The 20,417-nt window shown below is 71.6% G+C and carries 18 protein-coding genes and 1 pseudogene; 6 read left to right on the top strand and 13 right to left on the bottom strand.

The genetic code is table 11. The features are described from left to right. Positions 1-300 precede the first annotated feature (300 nt). Positions 301-2,292 carry an N-acetylmuramoyl-L-alanine amidase gene (locus EST92_RS22940; protein ID WP_129282721.1) on the top strand — a complete coding sequence of 664 codons (1,992 nt, stop codon included), beginning with the start codon at positions 301-303 and terminating at the stop codon, positions 2,290-2,292. Positions 2,293-2,398: 106 nt separating this feature from the next. On the opposite strand, the gene EST92_RS22945 is transcribed toward EST92_RS22940, so the two are convergent. After that, positions 2,399-2,899: a hypothetical protein gene (locus tag EST92_RS22945; RefSeq protein ID WP_129246861.1), complete on the bottom strand. Its 501-nt coding sequence runs from the start codon at positions 2,897-2,899 to the stop codon at positions 2,399-2,401. Between the two features lie 97 nt (positions 2,900-2,996). Continuing rightward, entirely contained in the window at positions 2,997-3,392 is a 396-nt protein-coding gene (locus EST92_RS22950) for an ACT domain-containing protein (protein WP_129282722.1), read from the bottom strand. A gap of 259 nt (positions 3,393-3,651) precedes the next feature. On the opposite strand from EST92_RS22950, the gene EST92_RS22955 reads away from it, so the two are divergent. Then, positions 3,652-4,392 (top strand): leucine-rich repeat domain-containing protein, encoded by a 741-nt coding sequence (locus tag EST92_RS22955; RefSeq protein ID WP_129282723.1) that lies wholly within the window; start codon positions 3,652-3,654, stop codon positions 4,390-4,392. A gap of 81 nt (positions 4,393-4,473) precedes the next feature. Here EST92_RS22955 and EST92_RS22960 read toward each other — a convergent pair whose 3' ends face one another. Both EST92_RS22960 and EST92_RS22965 read right to left on the bottom strand, forming a co-directional pair. After that, positions 4,474-5,610, bottom strand: coding sequence for a hypothetical protein (locus tag EST92_RS22960; RefSeq protein WP_129282724.1), 1,137 nt, complete (start codon positions 5,608-5,610; stop codon positions 4,474-4,476). Between the two features lie 83 nt (positions 5,611-5,693). Further along, positions 5,694-6,707 (bottom strand): hypothetical protein, encoded by a 1,014-nt coding sequence (locus EST92_RS22965; protein WP_129282725.1) that lies wholly within the window; start codon positions 6,705-6,707, stop codon positions 5,694-5,696. 260 nt (positions 6,708-6,967) lie between these two features. On the opposite strand from EST92_RS22965, the pseudogene EST92_RS22970 reads away from it, so the two are divergent. After that, a pseudogene (locus EST92_RS22970) lies at positions 6,968-7,291 on the top strand (aldo/keto reductase); the annotation flags it as partial. 284 nt (positions 7,292-7,575) lie between these two features. Here the strand turns inward: EST92_RS22970 and EST92_RS22975 are convergent. From EST92_RS22975 to EST92_RS22995, 5 genes are all read right to left on the bottom strand, one after another. Continuing rightward, positions 7,576-7,815 carry a DUF397 domain-containing protein gene (locus tag EST92_RS22975; protein WP_129282726.1) on the bottom strand — a complete coding sequence of 80 codons (240 nt, stop codon included), beginning with the start codon at positions 7,813-7,815 and terminating at the stop codon, positions 7,576-7,578. A 137-nt stretch (positions 7,816-7,952) separates the two neighbouring features. After that, positions 7,953-9,119 carry a thiolase domain-containing protein gene (locus EST92_RS22980; protein WP_129282727.1) on the bottom strand — a complete coding sequence of 389 codons (1,167 nt, stop codon included), beginning with the start codon at positions 9,117-9,119 and terminating at the stop codon, positions 7,953-7,955. Then, positions 9,119-10,168, bottom strand: coding sequence for a thiolase domain-containing protein (locus EST92_RS22985; protein WP_129282728.1), 1,050 nt, complete (start codon positions 10,166-10,168; stop codon positions 9,119-9,121). Before EST92_RS22985 ends, EST92_RS22980 begins: the two co-directional genes overlap by 1 nt. After that, entirely contained in the window at positions 10,168-11,115 is a 948-nt protein-coding gene (locus tag EST92_RS22990; RefSeq protein ID WP_129282737.1) for an OB-fold nucleic acid binding domain-containing protein, read from the bottom strand. The genes EST92_RS22985 and EST92_RS22990 overlap by 1 nt, the downstream gene beginning before the upstream one ends. A gap of 24 nt (positions 11,116-11,139) precedes the next feature. Beyond that, entirely contained in the window at positions 11,140-11,940 is an 801-nt protein-coding gene (locus EST92_RS22995) for a crotonase/enoyl-CoA hydratase family protein (RefSeq protein WP_129282729.1), read from the bottom strand. Between the two features lie 162 nt (positions 11,941-12,102). Here EST92_RS22995 and EST92_RS23000 point away from each other — a divergent pair, with 162 nt between their 5' ends. Next, positions 12,103-13,731 (top strand): acyl-CoA synthetase, encoded by a 1,629-nt coding sequence (locus EST92_RS23000; RefSeq protein WP_129282730.1) that lies wholly within the window; start codon positions 12,103-12,105, stop codon positions 13,729-13,731. Between the two features lie 49 nt (positions 13,732-13,780). Here the strand turns inward: EST92_RS23000 and EST92_RS23005 are convergent, their stop codons facing one another. Together EST92_RS23005 and EST92_RS23010 are read right to left on the bottom strand one after the other, a co-directional pair. Then, positions 13,781-14,431: a chorismate mutase gene (locus EST92_RS23005; protein ID WP_129282731.1), complete on the bottom strand. Its 651-nt coding sequence runs from the start codon at positions 14,429-14,431 to the stop codon at positions 13,781-13,783. Positions 14,432-14,787: 356 nt separating this feature from the next. Continuing rightward, entirely contained in the window at positions 14,788-15,486 is a 699-nt protein-coding gene (locus EST92_RS23010) for an alpha/beta hydrolase (RefSeq protein ID WP_129282732.1), read from the bottom strand. A gap of 121 nt (positions 15,487-15,607) precedes the next feature. Between EST92_RS23010 and paaK the strand changes: the two genes are divergently transcribed. Continuing rightward, positions 15,608-16,924 carry a phenylacetate--CoA ligase PaaK gene (gene paaK, locus EST92_RS23015; protein ID WP_129282733.1) on the top strand — a complete coding sequence of 439 codons (1,317 nt, stop codon included), beginning with the start codon at positions 15,608-15,610 and terminating at the stop codon, positions 16,922-16,924. Between the two features lie 64 nt (positions 16,925-16,988). Here paaK and EST92_RS23020 read toward each other — a convergent pair whose 3' ends face one another. Continuing rightward, positions 16,989-17,789, bottom strand: a complete 801-nt coding sequence (locus tag EST92_RS23020; RefSeq protein WP_129282734.1) for a VOC family protein — start codon at positions 17,787-17,789, stop codon at positions 16,989-16,991. A 130-nt stretch (positions 17,790-17,919) separates the two neighbouring features. Then, positions 17,920-19,458 carry an acyl-CoA synthetase gene (locus tag EST92_RS23025; RefSeq protein WP_129282735.1) on the bottom strand — a complete coding sequence of 513 codons (1,539 nt, stop codon included), beginning with the start codon at positions 19,456-19,458 and terminating at the stop codon, positions 17,920-17,922. A 500-nt stretch (positions 19,459-19,958) separates the two neighbouring features. On the opposite strand from EST92_RS23025, the gene EST92_RS23030 reads away from it, so the two are divergent. Next, positions 19,959-20,333 carry a peptidase inhibitor family I36 protein gene (locus tag EST92_RS23030; protein WP_129282736.1) on the top strand — a complete coding sequence of 125 codons (375 nt, stop codon included), beginning with the start codon at positions 19,959-19,961 and terminating at the stop codon, positions 20,331-20,333. Positions 20,334-20,417: the final 84 nt, after the last annotated feature.

Raw genomic sequence — 20,417 nt, forward strand, 5'->3', positions numbered from 1 at the left:
CCGGTGCGGCCGCCGCCCCTTCCCCTCCTCCTCCGGGGCGCCGGTGCCGCGGTCCCTCCCGCCCGCACCCGGTCATTGATCCATTCCACTGACGTCCCGCAGGCCCCGGCACCGGCTCGGGAAGACTCCTCGTGAGATGCCCTGACATGCGACATCCCGATTCGGCAGGGTGATTGACGGACCGTCGGCACAGATATAGCTCTGGGTCGACAGGGGGCTCTAGTCTCGGGTCCCGCCCGTGCGGCCGTTTGCGCACCCACCGTCACACCGCCCCGGCTCGGGCCGGCTCAGGAGGTTGCTTTGCGAGGATCCGCCCCGGAAGACGAGAAGAGATTCCACCGTCCCGCCCTGCGCAGGTCCGTCACCGCCGTCGCGGCGGCGGTCCTGCTGCTGCCGCTCTCCGGAACGCCGTCCGCCACTGCCGGGCAGCCCCGGACGGACGGGCTCCAGCAGGCGTTCACGGATGCCGCCGCCCGGTTCCATGTGCCGCGCAGTGTGCTGCTCGGCGTCTCCTACCTGGAGTCCCGCTGGGACGGCCACGGCGGCGCGCCCAGCGTCTCCGGGGGCTACGGCCCGATGCATCTGACCGACGCCCGCACGGCCCTGGCCCGGACGCCGGAGTTCAGCACGGGCGACCAGGACGCCCGCGGTGACGACGCCCGGCCGCGCAGGAAGCCGGCCGCCCCGGCGAAGCGGGCCGCGCTGCCCGCCGAACTCCCCGCCCGGCTGCGTACCTTGGCGACGGCCGCCGAGCTGACCGGGCTGCCGGCCGGGAAGCTGCGGACCGACCCCGCGGCGAACGTGCTCGGCGGGGCGGCGCTGCTCGCCGCGGAGCAGCACAGGCTGGGGCGCTCCGCGTCCGGTGACCCGGCCCGGTGGTACACCGCCGTGACGCGCTACGGCGGCCAGGACGATGCCCGCGCCGGCCGGGCCTTCGCGGACGAGGTGTACGAGGTGATGCGCCACGGCCAGTCGCGCACCACCGACGCGGGGCAGCGGGTCACGCTGGCCGCGTCGCCGCGGCTGGCTCCCGATGCCGCGCAGCAGAAACGACTCGGCACACCGTCCGACCGGGGCGCCGCCCGCAAGCTGGAGTGCCCGTGGACCGTCGCCTGCGAGTCGGTGCCGGCGCCGTACGAGGAGTTCGGCGACGGTGACTACGGCAACCACGACAAGGCGGACCGCCCCGAGGACCAGCGGGTGCGCGCCATCGTCATCCATGACACCGAGGGGTCGTGGGAGACCACGCTGAAGTTGATCAAAGACCCCACCTATGTGTCCTGGAACTACACGATCCGCTCCTCGGACGGGCTGATCGCCCAGCATGTGCCGACCAAGGACGTCGCCTGGCACGCGGGCAACTGGTACATCAACTCGCACTCCATCGGCATCGAGCACGAGGGCTTCCTCGCCGCACCGGAGGCCTGGTACACGGAGGCGATGTACCGCGCGTCGGCCCGTCTGGTGAAGTATCTGAGCCGCAAGTACGACGTACCGCTCGACCGTCAGCACATCCTGGGCCACGACAACGTGCCCGGCACGACCCCGGCCACGATCCCGGGCATGCACACCGACCCCGGGCCGTACTGGGACTGGGCGCACTACTTCACCCTGCTGGGCAAGCCGTTCCGGGCCACCGCGGGCGCGCGGGGCGGGCTGGTCACCATCCGCCCCGACTACGACCGGAACCAGCCCGTGTACACCGGTTGCGCGAAGCCCGGAGACACCTGTGCGCCGCACGGCTCCACGGCGGTCCGGCTGTACACCGCGCCGAGCGAGAGCGCGCCCCTGGTCAGGGACGTCGGGCTGCATCCGGACGGGAGTGACTCGACGACCGGGGTGAACGACACCGGTGCCCGCGCCACGACGGGCCAGCAGTTCGCGGTGGCGGACCGGGACGGCGACTGGACGGCGATCTGGTACCTCGGGCAGCGGGCGTGGTTCCGCAATCCGCACGGCCACCGGGTGGCGGTGAACGCCAAGGGGCTGATCGCGACGCCGAAGGACGGCCGCTCGGAGATCCCGGTCTACGGCCGCGCGTACCCGGAGAAGGAGGCCTATCCGGCCGGGGTGCCGTACCAGTCGGTCTCCCCGCTGCCGTACAAGCTCGCCGCCGGCCAGGAGTACGCCGTCGGGGGCCGGATGAGGGGCGACTACTTCTACGCCCCGACCTTCGACGTGTCCAAGCACGCGATCGTGCGCGGCGAGGACGTCTACTACGAGATCCAGCTCGGGCACCGGGTCGGCTATGTGCGGGCGGCGGATGTCGAGGTGCGGCGTTCGGGGTCCTAGGGCGTTCGGATCAGGCCGGGCACCGGTCGGGTGAACGCCTCGCGCCCGGTGGACGGAATCCGTCCACCGGGCGCGATCGTGTCCGCTCCGCTGCTGCGCCGGGAGGTCAGCCCTGCTGGAAGAGCTCCGCCGGCAGCGGCTTGAGCAGGGCGTACAGGTCGTCGGTGATCGGCCGGTCCCAGCTGGCGATGGTGACCAGCACACCGTCGCTGCGGTCGAACTGGGCGCAGGAGATCCGGCTCTCGGAGCACTTGATGCGCTTGACGATCAGCAGGTTGTCCTCGTGCATCACGGGGGTGTCCTCGCTCTCGACGACCGTCACCGGCTCGTCGTTGCCGAGCGCCGCCAGCAGCTGAGCCACCTCGAAGGGCACCTGGTCGTCCGCCAGCTCGCGGGCCGGGGAGCCCTCCGGCAAATTGCCGATGATCATCGCGGGGCCGCGGCCGCCGAACAGGTCGTAGCGGAGGAAGACGCCCTGGCAGGTGCCGTCGGGCGCGGGCAGCAGCCCGGCTCCGAGATTGCCCGGCCAGTCCCCGGGGTCCATGGCGAGGACGTCGAAGTCAGGCCCGGCGGGCGTGGCTGCGCTGCGGCGGCGGAGGAAGGACATGCCGCCATCGTACGTGGCCCGGGCGGGCGCGCCGCGCCGACGTCGGGGGTGGGCGACGCCCCGTGTACGACGCCGCCGGCCGGCGTGCTGCCGCTGGTCAGGCCTGGTCGGCCAGTGCGCGGAGCCGACGCAGTGCCTCGTCGGCCGCGGCATGCGGCACAAAGAGGTGATCGTGGTGGAAACCGGCGACGACATTGCAGCTGACACCGGCCTGGGCGAGTGCGGTGGCGACGGCGGCGGTGAGCCCGACGGCGTCCAGTGCGGAGTGCACCCGCAGGGTGATCCAGGCGGCGACATAGTCGTAGGCCAGGCCCGCCCGATCGGCCTCTTCCTGGTGGACGACCAGGGTGCGGCCCTCGGGCTCGCTCACGGTGACCACCGGCGTCAGCCCCTCGGGGACCGCGCCGGCCACGCTGGTGAAGACATAGCGGCCCGCGTTGAGCTCGGGACGCATTCCGCTCAGCAGGGCCCTCAGATCACGTTCGCCGCTCATACCACCAGCCTATGGGGCGGCGCGGGGGCTTGCGGCGTCGCGGGGTGTCGGGCGCGTGGGCGAGAGGACGGGGGTACGGTGCCGATACCGCGCCGACGGTGACGCCGGCGGGCCGCTCGACGGCTTCGCGGGCCGGCTGACCGGCCGCGCGCCGCACCATCCGCCCCTCTCTGCCGCCGGTCGGGCCCGGAGGGCTCCTGCCCGAGCGGTTCGGCCGGCCGTAGCGGAGATCTGCCACCACGTTCCGTAAGGACATCCCATGCCGCATCCCGGGCCCGCCGCGTCCCGCGTGCTCAACTTCTGGAAGGCAGGACTGCGTTCGGTGCCGTCCGAGGTCTGGCGGCGGCAGGACTGGGAGGTGCTGATCCTCGCCGACAACGCCCTGACCGGGATCCCGCCGGCGCTCGGCCGGCTGCGTGCGCTGCACACCCTGGACCTCGGCCACAACCTCCTGACGAAGGTGCCCGACGAGATCGGCGAACTCGCCGGGCTGACCCGTTTCCTGTACCTGCACGACAACCGGCTGACCGTACTGCCCGAGGCCCTCGGCGGGCTTGACCGGCTCGGCTATCTCAATGTCGGCGAGAATCCGCTCGGCCGACTGCCCGCCGCGCTCGGCACGATGGCCTGTCTGGTCGAACTGCGGGCGCAACGTGCAGAGTTGACCCACCTGCCTGACTCCGTGGGGCGACTCGATCGTCTGAGGGAGCTGTGGCTGGGCGGCAATGCCCTGACGGCGCTGCCCGCGAGCCTCGCGGGGCTGCGCGAACTGCGGGTGCTGGAGCTTCGGGACAATGCGCTGCCAGCCGTCCCCGAAGCGCTGCGCGGGCTGCCGTTGCTGCGCCGGATCGACCTGCGCGGCAACCGGATCGAGGCGCTGCCGCCCTGGGTGGCGCGGCTCCCGGCGCTGGAGAAACTGGATCTGCGCTGGAACGCGGTGGAGGACACGGCGGAACCGGTTCTGGCACTACGGGAGCAGGGATGTGTGGTCCTCACCTGACCTGACGGGCTCGACCGCGCGGGTGGGTTCGAGCCGGCCGGGCAGTGGCAGCGGATGGGCCGCCCTCCGCTCCCGAGCCGATTACGGGTTCGGATAGGCGATTTCCCAGTGGTGGTAGGTGGTGCGGCGTTGTTCTTCTTCAGAGGCCAGTCCAGTGCGTGCTGGGCCGCAAACGGCGGTGACCGTCAAGGTCTTGTTGTCCGGGGAGAGGGAGGAATAGAACTGCGCGGTGGCCAGCTTTTTGTCCTCTGCGCACGACGGCGGGACGGGCAGGGGTGTGTGGCTCAGGATCCGGTGGGAAGCGGTATCCCAGAATGTCAGGCGGAAATCCTGTGCGGCGGCAGCGATCCGGCCGTCGTCAGCGAGCGGCTGTACCGGACTTCGCCGAGTGCTGATGGTCTTGTCGGCGATGACACGGCCCAGTGCGGGCTCGGGGTTTTCGGGGCCCGGGACGGGCGGGTGGGGCAGCGGGTCGGTCGCGCGGTAGTTCAGCAGAAAGACGTGGCTGAAGGTGCCGTACAGGATGCGATCGTGACCGATGCGCGCTCTGCCGGTGGTGGGCGGGTAAGCCCGCCGATACAGTCGCAGAGTGGCGGAATTCCACACGTTGACGCAACCCTGAGTTGCCGAGATGAGATCACCTTTGACAAAGGCGAGGTCGTCCGGGGAGTCGCAGGGATTGCTGAAGTCCAGCCAGCGCGGGGGTCGGTGGTCCCGCAGACTGTAAACGCCGATCAAGTCAGTCTGCACGGCGACGTGGCTACCGCTGGTATCGATGGCGAGCATCCTCGGAGGCAGAGCGCTGTAATAGCGGGACGCCACCTGCAAACGGTGTCTGATGACCGGAGCCTTGGGGTTGCGGGTGTCTGCCACGGCGAGCTGCATATCGGTGTCGGCAGCGGCAAGCCAGCGGCCGGTGGAATCGAAGGACAGCACTTCCACGGGCCGGGTGAGCACGGCAATCCGCCGTAATCCCGTGCGGCTCGATTCGATGTAGACCCCGCCGGATCTGGTGCCGTAGGCCAGCGAGTGGAGGCCCGCGGCCACCCGTGTGACGGGCTGTCCCGCTACGACCGTGCGGAGCGGCGCGGGATGGGGAGCGATGACGTGCGTAGAGGCCTTTCCCGGATCTCCCGTACCGCCGGGGCCCGTGCCGGGTTCGGCGGGGAAGACCACCAGGGCGAGGAGGGTGCCGATCGTCGCCGCCAGAGCCAGCACGGCAATGATTGCCGGCCTGCTCAGCGTCCGCTTGCGGGCCTGCGGCCCGGGACCGGGCGCCGGTGCGGAACGCAATGGGCGGTTCACGAGGTACGGCCCTGCGGACGGCCCGAGGCGCCTTCCACCTGCCCCGCTGCGTGCCAGTCTCCGTTGGCGTGCGGATCCAGCGTCCAGGACTCAATTCCCTTGGGGCGTGCCGCGGTAGCGAAGGGTTTGCCGTCGTTGTCCACCACGAGAGTCCGCTTGTGACCGTCCTCCACCACATCGACAGCGAGTTTCCACCTCGATGCGCCGTGCGTGATGTCGGCCGTCACCAGAAAGGTTTCCAACTCCCCTGCCGCGACGGTGAAGTCCAGCGGATGATGCTTACCCTTTTTTTGATAGACGCCGACCGGCTGCGGTTCGTCGAGATTCAGGTCCACGGCGTACACCTGGGCTTCGCCCTGGGTCGGACACGTGGCCTCGACCATGTGAGAAACCGGGCTCCGGGAGAGCACCTCGGCCCGCATTCCGGTGATCAGTGCCGCATTGGACCCGCTGTTGGTCACGGTGAGTTGCAGCATCGTGCTGCCGTCGTCCACCGCGCCCCGTTTCCGCGCCCAGTCCCAGAATCCGGCGCACCCTTTGTCGGGTCTCGTGCGATCGAATCGGTCGGCGGGAATGAGCTGTACGAGATTCCTTTCGGCGTCGATGCGCAAGGGGTCGGTCTCCACGGTGGTGGAGACCGACGCCGGCGCCGACCACAGATGGACCCCGCCGGTGAAGGCAGCGGTCGTGGCTGCCGCGCAAGCCGTCGTGACCACCGTGGATGCGGCCAGCCCCGGCACCGTGCCCAGCCACCGCCGAAAGCGCCGGCCCAGGGTGGGTTGGGGGGACGATTCCTCCTCGTCCCGGGGCGGTGTGAGAGTGTTCGTGGCAACCCCGTCAGCCCCGTCCGGATCCGGTGACGGTTCCTCATGATCATGTGCTGCTGAGGGAGGTCCTGCTGCGGCGTTGCCCAATTCGCCTGCCCCACCGTCGGCATCATTCAGCTCACGTGGTTCCGGATCGCGCCCCTCGTCATCCGGCTCCGCGGCCGCTGACGTTCCTGCAGTCATTGCCGTCCTCCCCCGCTGCACGTGTCAGAAGATGCGGGCTCCATGGTCCCAGTCCCGGGACCGTGGCGGTACGGAAATGCGTCACCAGTAGGAACGTGGTGAGCCGTGCACGGATTCCCGGTTTCGCCGTGACATTCCTCCGCCCTCAGATGCCTTCTCGTCACCGCTCTCACCTGGGCATACTCGACGTCCGCCGCGCCCCCAACCGGCAAAAGGGCGAGGGCTGTTTCGTAAAGGCTGATGGTGGAGATGAGGAGCTGATGGTGGAGATGACGTGCGAGACGGTCTGTGCGGGGACCGCAGGTACCTGGGTGCTCGGAGACCGCACGGTCAACCGGATCGGTTTCGGCGCCATGCGCCTGACCGGCAGCGCCGCCTTCCACCAGGGGACCCCGCGGGACCGCGGCCAGTCGATCGATGTACTGCGCCGGGCGGTCGACCTCGGCGTCAATCACCTCGATACCGCGGCGTTCTACTTCTCCCGGCTGCGCTCCGCCAACGAGCTGATCAACTCGGCGCTGGCCCCGTACCCGGACGACCTGGTCATCGCCACCAAGGTCGGCCCCGCACGGGACGCGTCCGGGCCGCCTGGCCTGGACCCTGCGGCAGGGCACGCACGTCCTGGCCATCCCGGGAACGGGCAACCCGGACCACCTCCTCGACAACCTGGCGGCAGGCGCCCTCGATCTGGCAGAGGAAGAGGTCGGACTTCTCGATTCGATCGACTGCGCTGCGCCCTGATGCGGGCTGCCGGCGGTCCCGCTTGAGCAGGGCTGCCAGCAGTCCCGCTTGAGCAGCGTCACGAGGGAGCAGGGCACGCTTCACGACAGCGCCGGGCCAGGTCGGACCAGGGTCAGGTCAAGCCGGATCAGGTCAGATCGAATGCGCCCTCGCGGGCGTCGACGACGAAGGCGCGCCACTCGGCGGGGGTGAAGATCAGTGCCGGGATCTCCGGACTGCGGCGGTTGCGCATCGCGATATAGCCCTCGACGAAGGCGATCTGTACGTCGCCCACGCCCTGGGCGCTCGACTGCCACTCGGCCTGCGCAAGGTCGAGGTCGGGCCTGGGCCCGCCCGCGAGCCGCTGCTCGGTGATGCTGTCGGCCACGATTCCCGCTCCTCCCGGTTCGTCGTCCGCGGTCAGCCTAGCCAGTGCGTCCGGGTACGGACAGGGGACGTGGCGCGGCGGTGGGGTGGTGGTCCGGGGAGGGGCGCACCGGTCCGGTGCGCGCCTGCCCGGGGGTGTCAGGTGGCCGGGGCCTCGGCGCCGACCAGCCACATCGCGAAGAACTGGGAGCCGCCGCCGTAGGCATGGCCCAACGCCCGCCGGGCGCCGTCGACTTGGTGGGCGCCGGCCCGGCCGCGTACCTGGAGGGCGGCCTCGGCGAAGCGGAGCATCCCGGAGGCGCCGATCGGGTTGGTGGAGAGCACCCCGCCGGAGGGGTTGACGGGGAGATCGCCGTCGAGTTCGGTGACGCCGGACTCGGTGAGTTTCCAGCCCTCGCCCTCCTCGGCGAAGCCCAGGTTCTCCAGCCACATCGGCTCGTACCAGCTGAAGGGGACGTACATCTCCACGGCGTCGAGCTGCCGGCGCGGGTCGGTGATGCCGGCCTGCCGGTAGACGTCGGCGGCACAGTCCTTGCCGGCCTGGGGCGAGACGAAGTCCTTGCCGGCGAAGAGGGTCGGTTCGCTGCGCATCGCCCCGCCGTGCACCCAGGCCGCCGGGTGCGGTGCCCGGGCGGCTCCGGCCCGGTCGGTGAGGATCATGGCGCAGGCGCCGTCGGAGGACGGGCAGGTCTCGGAGTAGCGGATCGGGTCCCAGAGCATCGGCGAGGCCTGGACCTTCTCCAGGGTGATGTCCTCCTCGTGGAGGTGGGCGTAGGGGTTCTTGAGGGCGTTGCGGCGGTCCTTGTAGGCGACGAGGGAGCCGATGGTGTCCGGGGCACCGGTGCGCCGCATGTACGCGCGGACGTGCGGGGCGAAGAAGCCGCCGGCGCCGGCCAGCAGGGGCTGCTGGAAGGGGATGGGAAGGGACAGTCCCCACATGGCGTTGGACTCGGACTGCTTCTCGAAGGCGAGGGTGAGGACGGTGCGGTGGACCCGGGCCGCGACGAGGTTGGCGGCGACCAGGGCGGTGGAGCCGCCGACCGAGCCGGCGGTGTGCACCCGCAGCATCGGTTTGCCGACGGCACCCAGGGCTTCGGCCAGGTACAGCTCGGGCATCATGACGCCCTCGAAGAAGTCGGGGGCCTTGCCGATCACCACGGCGTCGATGTCCGCCCAGGTCAACTCGGCGTCGTCCAGGGCGCGTCGGGCCGCTTCCCGGACGAGGCCGGCGAGGGAGACGTCGCGCCGGGCGGCGACATGTGCGGTCTGGCCGATGCCGGTGACGGCCACGGGCTCCTTGCTCATCACTCACCCTCCAGGACGGCGACCAGATTCTGCTGCAGGCACGGCCCCGAGGTGGCGTGCGCGAGGGCGCGGTCGGATGCGCCCCGGTGGATACGGGCGGCGGCCTCGCCGATCCGGATCAGACCGGTGGCCATGACGGGGTTGGCGGCCAGCGCGCCGCCCGAGGGGTTGATCCGGACCCTGCCGTCCGCCGCCTCGAGGCCCAGGGCGCGGCGCAGCACGACTTCCTGGGAGGTGAAGGGGGCGTGCAACTCGGCGGTGTCGACGGGAAGTTCGAAGGCACCGGCGCGCTCGGCGGCGAGCCGGGTGGACGGGGAGTCGGTGAGGTCGCGCACCCCCAGGCTGTGCGCCTCGATGCGGTGGTCGAGGCCGCGGATCCAGGCGGGGCGGGCGGTCAGCCGGCGGGCGGTGTCGCCGGCGGCGAGGACGACTGCGGCGGCGCCGTCGCCGATGGGCGGGCAGTCGCCGGTCCGCAGCGGGGCGACGAGGTGCTCGCCGGCGGGTACGGCGCCGCGCAGCTGGGCGTGGGGGTTGGACTCGGCGGCCGTACGACTGCGCGCGGCGATACCGGCGAGCGCCCGCTCGTCGGTCAGCCCGGCGTCGATCAGCGCCTGGGCCTGGAGGGCGGCGAGCGCGACGGAGTCGGGCCACAGGGGGGCGACGTAATAGGGGTCGAGCTGGCGGGTGAGGACCTCGCGGAGATCGCCGGGCGAGGACTTGCCGTACGCGTAGACCAGCGCGGTGTCCGCCTCGCCGGTGAGGATCTTCACCCAGGCCTCGTACAGCGCCCAGGCGCCGTCCATCTCGACATGGGACTCGGAGACCGGCGGCCAGGCGCCGACGCCGTCCAGGGCCATGGTGAAGGAGAAGGCGCGGCCGGCGAGGTAGTCACAGGAGCCGGAGCAGGTGAAGTCGATGTCCCGGGCCGCCAGGCCGGTCTGTGCCAGGACGTCGTGGAGCACCGGCATCAGCATCTCGACCTCGGAGGTCTCCGCGCTGTCGCGGACGTGCACGCTCTGCCCGAAGGCGACGACGGCGACCTCGCGCATCAGATCAGCTCCTTGTAGCTGTCGTAGTCGGCATCGGGTTCGCCGGTGGGGCGGTAGTGGTCGGGGAAGCGGCCGCCCTCGGTCCATACGGGTTCCACCCGCAGGCCCATGCGGACCTGGTCGTACGGGATGCCACCGATGCGGGCGTGCAGGGCCAGGTCGGCGCCGTCCAGGGCGATGTGGGCGTAGACGTAGGGGACCTCGATGTCCAGGTTCTTGGCCTTGATGTTGACGATGCAGAAGGTGGTGACGGTGCCGCGGGGGCCGACCTCGACCTGGGTGCCGGTGGCGAGGCCGCAGGTGGGGCAGGCGCCGCGGGGCGGGACGTAGACCTTGTGGCAGGAGGGGCAGCGTTCGCCGACGGTCCGGTGGCCGGCGAGCGCCTGGAGGTAGCGGGACTGGGCGCGGCCGGGCGCGTAGGTGTAGTCGAGCCGGGCGGGGGCGGTGAGGGTGGTGACGGGGTCCGCGAACTCCCCGCGGTGCCCGGCCGGCCGGCCGTCGCCGGCGGGGCCGTCGTCCGGTTCGAAGCAGGCGATGTCGGTGATCGCACCGGTGCGCTCGGCGGCCCACCGGACGCGGACCCGCATCCCGGTGCGTACGGCGTCGGGGCCGGCGGCGTCCAGGGCGTGCAGGAGTGCGGTGTCGGCGCCGTCGAGCCGGACCAGGACCCAGGCGAAGGGGGTGGTCAGCGGCTGGCCACGGCGCGGGGCGGGGTTCCAGGCCCAGGTGGTGACGGTGCCGCTGCTGCCGACCTCGACCAGCTCACGGATCTCCTCGGCGGTCACCGGGTCGTATTCGGTCGGTGGGACCACCACCCGCCCGTCGCTCGCCCGCACGCCGAGGACGGTGCGCTCGCGCAGTCCGGTGAGGAAGGCGCTCAGGACGGGGCCGAGCGAGCGGGTGAAGGGGAATTCCACGACGAGGGGCGCCGTGAGGACCTCTGGCACCTGTGGCATGCGGTTCTCCTTGGGTCAGGCGCGCCGGAAGACGGGTGGGCGCTTCTCCGCGAAGGCCCGGGAGCCCTCCTTGGCGTCGGCGGTGTCGAACAGCGGCCAGCCGCGGGCGAGTTCGGCCTGGAGTCCGTCGTCCTCGGTCATCTCCGCGGTCTCGTAGACGGATGCCTTCACGGCTTCGACGGCCAGCGGGCCGCAGCCGTTGATGAGTTCGGCGATCTCCAGGGCCTTGTCCAGCGCGGTCCCGTCGGGCACCACCTGGCCGATCAGGCCGATCCGGGCGGCCTCGTGGGCGGGGTAGGGCCGGCCGGTGAGCAGCATCTCCAGGGCGTGGGTGCGGGGGATCTGGCGGGCGAGGCGGACGGTGGAGCCGCCGATCGGGAACAGTCCGCGCCGGACCTCGAAGAGCCCGAAGGTGGCGCTCTCGCCGGCGACACGGATGTCGGTGCCCTGGAGGATCTCCGTGCCGCCGGCGACGCAGTGGCCCTCTACGGCGGCGATCACGGGTTTGCGGGGGCGGTGGTGGCGCAGCATCGCCTTCCAGTGCAGATCGGGGTCGGCGCGCAGCCGGTCGCGGTACTGCTCACCGGCCATGCCGTCGCCCGCCAGGGCCTTGAGGTCCATTCCGGCGCAGAAGGTGCCGCCGGCGCCGGTGAGGACGACGGAGCGGATCCCGTCGTCCTCGTCGGCGGCGACCCAGCCGTCGTACAGGCCCACCAGCATCGGCAGCGAGAGGGCGTTCTTCGCCTCCGGCCGGTTGAGGGTGAGCACCAGGGTCGCGCCGGTGCGCGCCACGGTCAGATGTTCCGTCCCGCCCATGTGTCCTCCCGTCTCACGACGCAGAACAGGGTGCAGGAGCCGCACGGCGACTTCAAGGCTTTCCTGACAGACAGTCAGATTTCTTGGCCGCGGACCTTCCCAGCTCCTCCGGGCGGCGCTCTAATGACCGCCAAGCCGACGCCCGCCCGGTCTGGAGGAGACGTGGAGTTCAACCTTGCCGACCTCTTCGAGTCGATCGTCGACACGGTGCCGGACCGCGAGGCGCTGGTGTACGTCGACCATCCGGGCTCCGGCGCCGAACGGCGGCTGACCTACGCCGAACTGGACCGCGCCGCCAACCGCCTGGCGCACCACCTCGCCGACCACGGCATCGGACCCGGTCAGCACGTCGGACTGCACCTCTACAACGGCGTCGCCTACCTCCAGGCCCTCTACGCCTGTCTGAAGATCCGCGCCGTGCCGGTCAACGTCAACTACCGCTACGTGGAAGAGGAGTTGGTCTACCTCTACCGGGACGCCGACCTGACGGCACTGGTCTTCGACGCGGAGTTCACCGCGCGGGTGGCCGCCGCCCTTCCGCGGGCGCCACGGCTGCGGCATCTGGTCCAGGTCGGCACCCCGCCCGAGGGCGCCGCGCACCCGTCCATCGCCCCCGTCGCACTGGCGGACGCCGAAGCCGGCGGATCCCCCGCGCGCGGCTTCGGGCCGCGCTCCGCCGACGACCGGCTGGTCATCTACACCGGCGGCACCACGGGCATGCCCAAGGGGGTCATGTGGCGCCACGAGGACCTGTTCTTCTCCGGGATGGGCGGCGGGGCGCCGACCGGTGAGCCGGTGCGGCGGCCGCAGGAACTGGCCGAGCGGGTCGCGGCCGGCGGCGAGGGCATCATCTTCTTCCCCACGCCCCCGCTGATGCACGGCACCTCGACCCTCACCGCGTTCATCGCCTTCCACTTCGGCCAGAAGGTCGTCCTGCACCGCAAGTACGTGCCCGAGGAGGTGCTGCGGACCATCGAGCGGGAGCGGGTCACCAGCGTCTCCCTGGTCGGCGACGCCATGCTGCGCCCGCTGGTCGATGCGCTCGCCGGACCGTTGGCGGGCACCGACTGCTCCTCGCTGTTCAGCGTCAGCAGCTCCGGGGCGATCCTCTCGGAGACCGTCCGCGCCCAGTTCAGCGCGCTGGTCCCGGGCGCCCTGCTGCTCAACAACTTCGGCTCCTCCGAATCCGGCTTCAACGGCACCGCCACCGCCGACTCCGGCCCCGACAAGGGCTTCCGGCTGCAGGTCAACTCCCGTACGGCGGTGGTGGATCCAGCGACCAACGAGCCGGTTCCGGTCGGCGAGGTGGGCCGGCTCGCCCAGCGCGGGCACGTACCGCTGGGCTACTACAACGACCCGAAGAAGACCGCCGAGACCTTCTTCGAGGCGCACGGTGAGCGCTGGGTGCTGCTCGGCGACATGGCCACCGTCGACGAGGCGGGCATCGTCACGGTGCTCGGCCGTGGCTCGCAGTGCATCAACTCGGGCGGCGAGAAGATCTACCCGGAGGAGGTCGAGCAGGCCCTGAAGGCCCACCCGGACGTCTACGACGCGCTGGTGGCGGGCGTGCCGGACGAGCGGTGGGGCAATCGGGTCGCGGCCGTCGTCCAACTGCGGCCGGGAGCAGCGCCGTTGGACCTCGCGGGGATACAGCTCCACTGCCGGTCCCGGCTGGCGGGCTACAAGATTCCGCGCGCCGTCGTCTTCACCGACCACATCCGGCGCTCGCCCAGCGGCAAGGCGGACTACCGCTGGGCGAAGGCGGTGGCGGCGGGCGAACGGACGGCCTGAGCGAGCCGGCCGGTCCGCCCGCCGCCGGGATCGAGGGCTGCCGCGGGGCTCAGGCCGCGGAGCAGACCGACGGGAGCGAACGGGCCAGCGCCACCGTGTGCAGTCCGTCCAGCTGCCGCTCCGCGCGGACCCGGGCGGCGGCGGTGGTCAGCAGCGGGGTGCAGGAGGGCGCCGAGCGGGCGTGCGGGGAGGCCGCGATGGCCCGCACCAGCTCGCCGTTGACGCGGTTGATCTCCTTGCGCACCTCTTGGAGGTCGGGCCGCTCGGTCGGCGCCTGCGCCGGGTTCGCGTCCCACTGGCGGTACAGCCCGCGCTGTACGACCTTGTTGGCCTCGATCTGGTCCTTGAAGATCCGCGTCGTCGCCTCGGGATCGGCGCCCAGCTGCCGGGCCTGCTCGGCCACGGACTTCAGCACCTCCTGCTCACGGGCCGGGTCGTCGATCGGGCTGCCGGTACCCCATTTCGCCGCGGCCACCAGATCGGCGGTGGCCAGCCGCTCCGCCGAGAACGTGGCGAGCGACCGGAGCTGGCTGTACGGGGAGTGCGCGGCGGCAGCGGGCGCGGTCGCCGGGGCCTTCGGGGCGGTTGTCGATGCCGGCGGGGCGGCCGGAGCCGCGGCGGCCGCCCCGGCTCCGGCGAACAGGACGGTGACGGCGGCGCCGGCTGCCAGGGCGCTCCGTATCGAGGGGGTCAGCTGCACGATGAGCCTTTCTCGCGATCCCCGGGACTCCGGGTCTCCGGGGGGAAGTCCCGGTCAGCGTACGACCGCGACTCCGGCAAGACCGGGCAATCGTCGCGCCGAGGGGCATTTCCGTGCGGCACGGCCGGTACGGGTCGGCACGGCCGCTACGGGTCGGCACGGCCGGTACGGGTCAGCGCGGCCGCTACGGGTCGGCACGGCCGGTACGGGTCAGCACAGCCGGTACGGGTCAGCACGGCCGGTACGGGTCGGCGCGGGCCCGGCGTCCGCCTGGCAGGGCCGGGCGGAACGGTGCGGGCCCTCCCTGGCGGAGTGGTGCGCACCGTCCCTGCCGCTACGTCCCGCCCGCCCCTCCCCTAAGACTGCGGCGCGAGGAATGAGTTGACCGCGGCAAGGAATTCCCCGGGGCGCTCCTCGTGGACGAGATGCCCGGCGCCCTCCACCGTCACGAGACGGGCATCGGGGAGCCGCTCGACCAGCTCGGCGAGGTGCCCACGCGGGACCTGGCCGGTCTCCCCGCCGGCGATGACCAGGGTCGGCGCCGTCACCCGCGCCACCGCCTCCCACCACCCGGGATCGGGCGCATTGCGCTCCGCCGCCACCGCGATCTTGGCCTGCCAGTCGAACGGCTCCGGGCCCTCCGGCTGCTCGGGCACCTCCTGGGGCGGGTCGGCGGGCAGCGGCGGGACGGCCTCCTCCAGGACCAGCCGGTCCACCAGCTCGGGCCGGTCCGCGGCCACCAGCAGGGCGGCCACCGCGCCCAGCGAGTGCCCGATGAGGATTACCCGCTCCAGCCCGAGCGCCCGCAGAAACCCGATGGCGTCGTCCCGCCACCGCGCGAAGCCGTACTCCCCCGGCCAGTCGCTCTGGCCGTGGCCGCGCTGATCGAGGGCGAACACGCGATGGGTACCGGCGAGCCGGCCGACCACGCCACGCCAGTCCTCGCCGTCCTCCCCGAGGCAGTGCAGCAGCACGGCGGGCGGGGCGTCCTCCTCACCCCACACCCGATACGCCAGCTGGACCTCACCGACCTGCACCTTCCGGACGTCACTCATGCGCGGGACGCTACCCGTGGACCGACCACGCCACGCCCCTTGACGCGTTCGCCGCGCGCTGATTACTTGGATCAGCACGCGGCTACCGAATGATCGGTAGGGATACGAGGCGGTGAACTCCATGCCGGCAGCGGCTGAGGGCAGTGAGACGTTCGACGAGGCGGAACGGCTCTCCCAGGACGCGTTGCGCGAGCGGCAACTGACCCGCCTGCGCGCCTCGTTGCAGCATGCCTATGACCACGTCCCCTTCTACCGGGAGTCCTTCGAACGGGCCGGGCTGCATCCGCGGGACTGCCACTCGCTCGGCGACCTCGCCCGCTTCCCCTTCACCGTCAAGGATGATCTGCGCTCCCAGTACCCCTTCGGGATGTTCGCCGTCCCCAGGGCGGAGGTACGCCGCATCCATGCCTCCAGCGGCACCACCGGCCGCCCCACCGTCGTCGGCTACACCGAAGGTGACCTCTCCCGCTGGGCGGACGTCGTCGCCCGCTCCCTGCATGCGGCCGGCGGCCGGCCGGGGCACACCGTCCACATCGCCTACGGATACGGCCTGTTCACCGGCGGCCTGGGCGCCCACTACGGAGCGGAGCGGCTCGGCTGCACGGTCGTACCGGCGTCCGGCGGGATGACCAGCCGGCAGGTGCAGATCATCCAGGACTTCCGTCCCGAGATCATCATGGTCACCCCGTCGTACATGCTCACCCTGCTGGACGAGTTCGAGCGGCAGGGCATCGACCCCCGTACGACCTCGCTCAGGGTGGGCATCTTCGGCGCCGAGCCGTGGACGCAGGAGATGCGCCGCGAGATCGAGGAGCGGTTCGCGATCGACGCCGTGGACATATACGGCCTGTCGGAGGTCATGGGGCCCGGGGTCGCCCAGGAGTGCGTGGAGACCAAGGACGGGCTGCACATCTGGGAGGACCACTTCTACCCCGAGGTGGTCGACCCGCTCACCGGCGAGGTGCTGCCGGACGGGGCGCACGGCGAGCTGGTGTTCACCTCGCTCACCAAGGAAGCGATGCCGGTCATCCGCTATCGCACCCGTGATCTGACGCGGCTGCTGCCCGGCACCGCGCGCCCGGCCTTCCGCCGGATGGAGAAGGTCACCGGACGGTGCGACGACATGATCATTCTGCGTGGGGTCAATCTCTTCCCCGCGCAGGTGGAGGAGGTCGTGCTGCGGACACCGGGCGTCGCCCCGCACTTCCAGCTGAAGCTGACCCGCGAGGGCCGGCTGGACCAGCTGACCGTGCGCGCCGAGGCCCGGCCGGACGCCACCCCCCAGGAGCGCACGACCGCCGCCGGACTGATCGCCCGCGCCGTCAAGGACGGAATCGGCGTCTCGGTCGCGGTCGAGATCGTCGATCCGGAGACCCTGGAGCGCTCGGTCGGCAAGATCAAGCGCATCGTGGACGCCCGGCCCCGGGACAGGGGCTAGGACCGCCCGTCCTGGGCAGTGTCCGTGAAGTTTCGCCTGCCACGCGGCGCCCGGCCCGCGGTGCTCAGGTCGTCGTCGGATCGCCCTTGAGCAGGGCGAACGGGGCGCCTGCCGGGTCCTTGAGCATGGCCAGGCGGCCGACGCCCGGGGCATCGGTGGGCGGGATCATGGCCGTGGCGCCGTGGTCGGTGGCCGCGGCGAAGGTGGCGTCGCAGTCGGTCACCGCGAAGTAGGGGTGCCACTCCGAGGTCGAACCGGCCTGCAGATTCTCCTGCTGGAGCTGCATGATGCCGCCGTGCCCGGTGTCGTCGGCCTTGCCACCGCCCGGTGCGGAGACGACGGAGTAGACCGCGCCGCCGCCCATGGGCATGTCCTGGGACTGCCAGGAGAAGACCGTGCGGTAGAAGTCCTTCGCCGCCGCCGCGTCGGTGGTGTACAGCTCCGTCCAGCACAGCGTGTTCGGTGCCATGACCGTGTCGAGGCCGCCCTGGGCCCGGGGCTGCCATACGGCGAAGTCGGCGCCCGTCGGGTCGGTGAAGGCCGCCAGCCGGCCCGCGGTGAAGACGTCCATCGGCGCCACCCGCACCGCGCCGCCGGCCTGTTCGACCGCCTTGGCCGTGGCGTCCGCGTCAGGGGTCTGGAAGTACACCGTCCAGGCGGAGTCGGCGCCCTCCTCGCTCAGCGGGCCGACGGCGCCGACGGTCTTACCGCCGAGCTGGAAGAAGCCGTATCCGCCGGCATCCGGGCCGGCGGACTGGAAGGTCCAGCCGAACACGGCGGCGTAGAAGGAGACGGCGGCGTCGATGTCGGGGGCCCCGAGGTCGAGCCAGTTCGGTGTGCCCGGGACGTAGTTGGTGGTCAGCATGGGTGGTCCTCCGTTGCGCGGATGGTGACGTTCATGGCTGTTTCCCGCCGTTTCTCAGCATGGCAGGGGGCACTGACAATCGCCCTTCACGCCCGCCGCGCCGGGCCGGCTCAGCGCGCGCCGGCCCGGCTCAGGGGGCGCCGAACCGGGCGCGCAGCTCGCGCTTGAGGACCTTGCCGCTGGCGTTGCGCGGCAGCGCGTCCACGAACATCACCCGTTTGGGCGCCTTGAACGGCGCGAGGCGAGCGCGGGCCGCCTCGATCAGCTCCTGTTCCCCCACCACGCCGGCGTCGCCGTCCGCGCCGTGCGGCCGCCGTACCACCACCGCGGTCACCGCCTCGATCCAGCGCTCGTCCGGCAGTCCGATCACCGCGACCTCGGCCACCTGCGGATGCTCGTAGAGCACGTCCTCCACCTGGCGCGAGGCGACCAGGACGCCACCGGAGTTGATGACGTCCTTGACCCGGTCGACCACCGTGAAATAGCCCTCCGGGTCGCGGACGGCGAGGTCCCCGGAGTGGAACCAGCCGTCCCGGAACGCCTCCGCGGTCTCCTCCGGCTTGTCCCAGTAGCCGGTGCACAGTTGCGGGGAGCGGTAGACGACCTCGCCACGGGTGCCGTCCGGCACCTCCCGGCCCGCCTCGTCGACCACCCGTGCTTCGACGAACAGCACGGGGCGCCCGCAGGAATCCATCCGGCCCTCGTGTTCGTCCGGGCCGAGGACGGTGGCCAGCGGGCCGATCTCGCTCTGTCCGAAGCAGTTGTAGAAGGCGAGTTGGGGCAGCCGGGCGCGCAGCCGCTCCAGTACGGGGACCGGCATGATCGAGGCACCGTAGTAGGCCTTGCGCAGTCCGCTCAGCTCACGGGTGGTGAAGCCGGGGTGGTTCGCCAGCGCGATCCACACGGTCGGCGGCGCGAACAGGCTGTCGGCCAGGCCCGCTTCCACCAGGTCGAAGATCCGCTCCGGATCGGGGCCGTCCAGGATCGTGTTCTCCGCTCCGACGGCCAGATACGGCAGCAGGAACACATGCATCTGCGCGGAGTGGTAGAGCGGCAGCGAGTGCAGCGGCCGGTCCGTCTCCTTCAGGTCGAGGGCGACGACGGCGCTGGTGTACTCGTGCACCAGCGCCCGGTGCGTCATCATCGCGCCCTTGGGCAGGGCGGTGGTCCCCGAGGTGTAGAGGAGCTGGACCAGGGCGTCGTCGGGCACCTCGGCCGCGGGCAGCGGGCCGGCGTCCTGGGCCACCCCGTCGGCGAGCCGCTCCAGCAGCCCGTCGGGGCTCCCGTACAGCGGCATGCGGCGTACGGAGTCCGGCAGCCGGTCCGCCAGCGCGGGATCGGTGAGCACCAGCGCGCTGCCCGACTGCTCCAGGATGTAATGCAGATCCTCGCCCGTGAGGCCGTGGTTGACCGGCACGTGTACCAGGCCGGCGCGGGCACAGGCCAGAAAGCCGATCAGATACGCATCGGAGTTGTGCCCGTAGGAGGCGACCCGGTCGCCGGGCCCCAGGCCGTCCGCCAGCAACACCCGGGCCGCGGCGGTCACCGCGTCGTCGAGCTCCCGGTACGTCCAGGCCCGCGCCCCGTACCGCACCGCGGTCCGCCCGGGCACCCGACGGGCGCTGCGCCGCAGGACTCCGTCGACCGTATTGCTCCGCGCTCGCATCATGGCGCGATCCTCGACGGCCTCCCCTTCGGGGTCAAGGCACCCGGCCGCCGGCGAGCGCCGCTGAACGGCGCGCTCACGACCCGCCACCGTGGGGGCGCGGACGGAATCGGGACGGAGCTTGATCAGAATGCGCCGGATCTTGAGGTGGGCGAGGATCTGGTCGCGGGGGGGGCGGTGACGTCGTGCGTGCGGACGAGTGGGAGGTCCCCGGCCTCCACCAGACGACGTCCCGCTGCCCCGCGACGCCCTGGGGCCGCCCTGAGCCAGTGGATGCAGAGCCAAGGGGCTGTGGAATCACCGCTAACGACGCCTCATGGGCGTCCCGGCATTCTGATGGTGGCAGCAGGACGGCACAGGCCGGACCAGCAGCTGAACGCCCCGGCACGGGCTGACCCGTAGCCGGTCGTCAGGTGGGCGGACCAGGCAGCACATCACGTGGGCCGGGTACGCCGCCTGGCTCACCTACAGCACGTCCAAGGACTAACGAAAGAGGGCACCTCATGCGTATCCGCGTCATCGCCGCCGCCGGCGCCGCCGCCGTTGCACTCTCACTCGGCGCCGCGCTGCCGGCCTTCGCCCATGGCCACACCGACGTCGTGGCGCCCCTGGCCAAGGGCGACAAGGTCAAGGTCTTCCAGGACGCCAACTACCGGAACAGGAACACGACCTTCACGGAGAACATGTGGAACCTGAAGAAGGACGGCTGGAACGACACGATCAGCTCCGCCATCAACCAGGGCAGGCGCAAGGTCACCTTCTACACCGGGGTGCACTTCACCGGCGCCCGCTTCTCCCTGGCGCCGGGCGAGCGGGAACCTCACTTCGGCGACATCCCCAACATGTCCGACAACACGACCTCCATCAAGTTCGGCTGACAGCAAGCTCCGAGCTCTGCTGACCGCGAGTGCTGACGGGTGGGGTGCGGCACCCCAGGGCCCGCACCCCACCCCGCCTCCCAC

Origin of the sequence: Streptomyces sp. TM32 (assembly GCF_004122755.1) — a bacterium.
Taxonomy (GTDB): domain Bacteria; phylum Actinomycetota; class Actinomycetes; order Streptomycetales; family Streptomycetaceae; genus Streptomyces; species Streptomyces sioyaensis.

Excerpts from the sequence above, each read along its gene's own strand:
- EST92_RS22945 (WP_129246861.1), bottom strand. The coding sequence starts at position 2,899 with ATGTCCTTCCTCCGCCGCCGCAGCGCAGCCACGCCCGCCGGGCCTGAC.
- EST92_RS22950 (WP_129282722.1), bottom strand. The coding sequence starts at position 3,392 with ATGAGCGGCGAACGTGATCTGAGGGCCCTGCTGAGCGGAATGCGTCCC.
- EST92_RS22955 (WP_129282723.1), top strand. The coding sequence starts at position 3,652 with ATGCCGCATCCCGGGCCCGCCGCGTCCCGCGTGCTCAACTTCTGGAAG.
- EST92_RS22965 (WP_129282725.1), bottom strand. The coding sequence starts at position 6,707 with ATGACTGCAGGAACGTCAGCGGCCGCGGAGCCGGATGACGAGGGGCGC.
- EST92_RS22980 (WP_129282727.1), bottom strand. The coding sequence starts at position 9,119 with ATGAGCAAGGAGCCCGTGGCCGTCACCGGCATCGGCCAGACCGCACAT.
- EST92_RS22985 (WP_129282728.1), bottom strand. The coding sequence starts at position 10,168 with ATGCGCGAGGTCGCCGTCGTCGCCTTCGGGCAGAGCGTGCACGTCCGC.
- EST92_RS22995 (WP_129282729.1), bottom strand. The coding sequence starts at position 11,940 with ATGGGCGGGACGGAACATCTGACCGTGGCGCGCACCGGCGCGACCCTG.
- EST92_RS23010 (WP_129282732.1), bottom strand. The coding sequence starts at position 15,486 with ATGAGTGACGTCCGGAAGGTGCAGGTCGGTGAGGTCCAGCTGGCGTAT.
- paaK (WP_129282733.1), top strand. The coding sequence starts at position 15,608 with ATGCCGGCAGCGGCTGAGGGCAGTGAGACGTTCGACGAGGCGGAACGG.
- EST92_RS23020 (WP_129282734.1), bottom strand. The coding sequence starts at position 17,789 with ATGCTGACCACCAACTACGTCCCGGGCACACCGAACTGGCTCGACCTC.
- EST92_RS23025 (WP_129282735.1), bottom strand. The coding sequence starts at position 19,458 with ATGATGCGAGCGCGGAGCAATACGGTCGACGGAGTCCTGCGGCGCAGC.
- EST92_RS23030 (WP_129282736.1), top strand. The coding sequence starts at position 19,959 with ATGCGTATCCGCGTCATCGCCGCCGCCGGCGCCGCCGCCGTTGCACTC.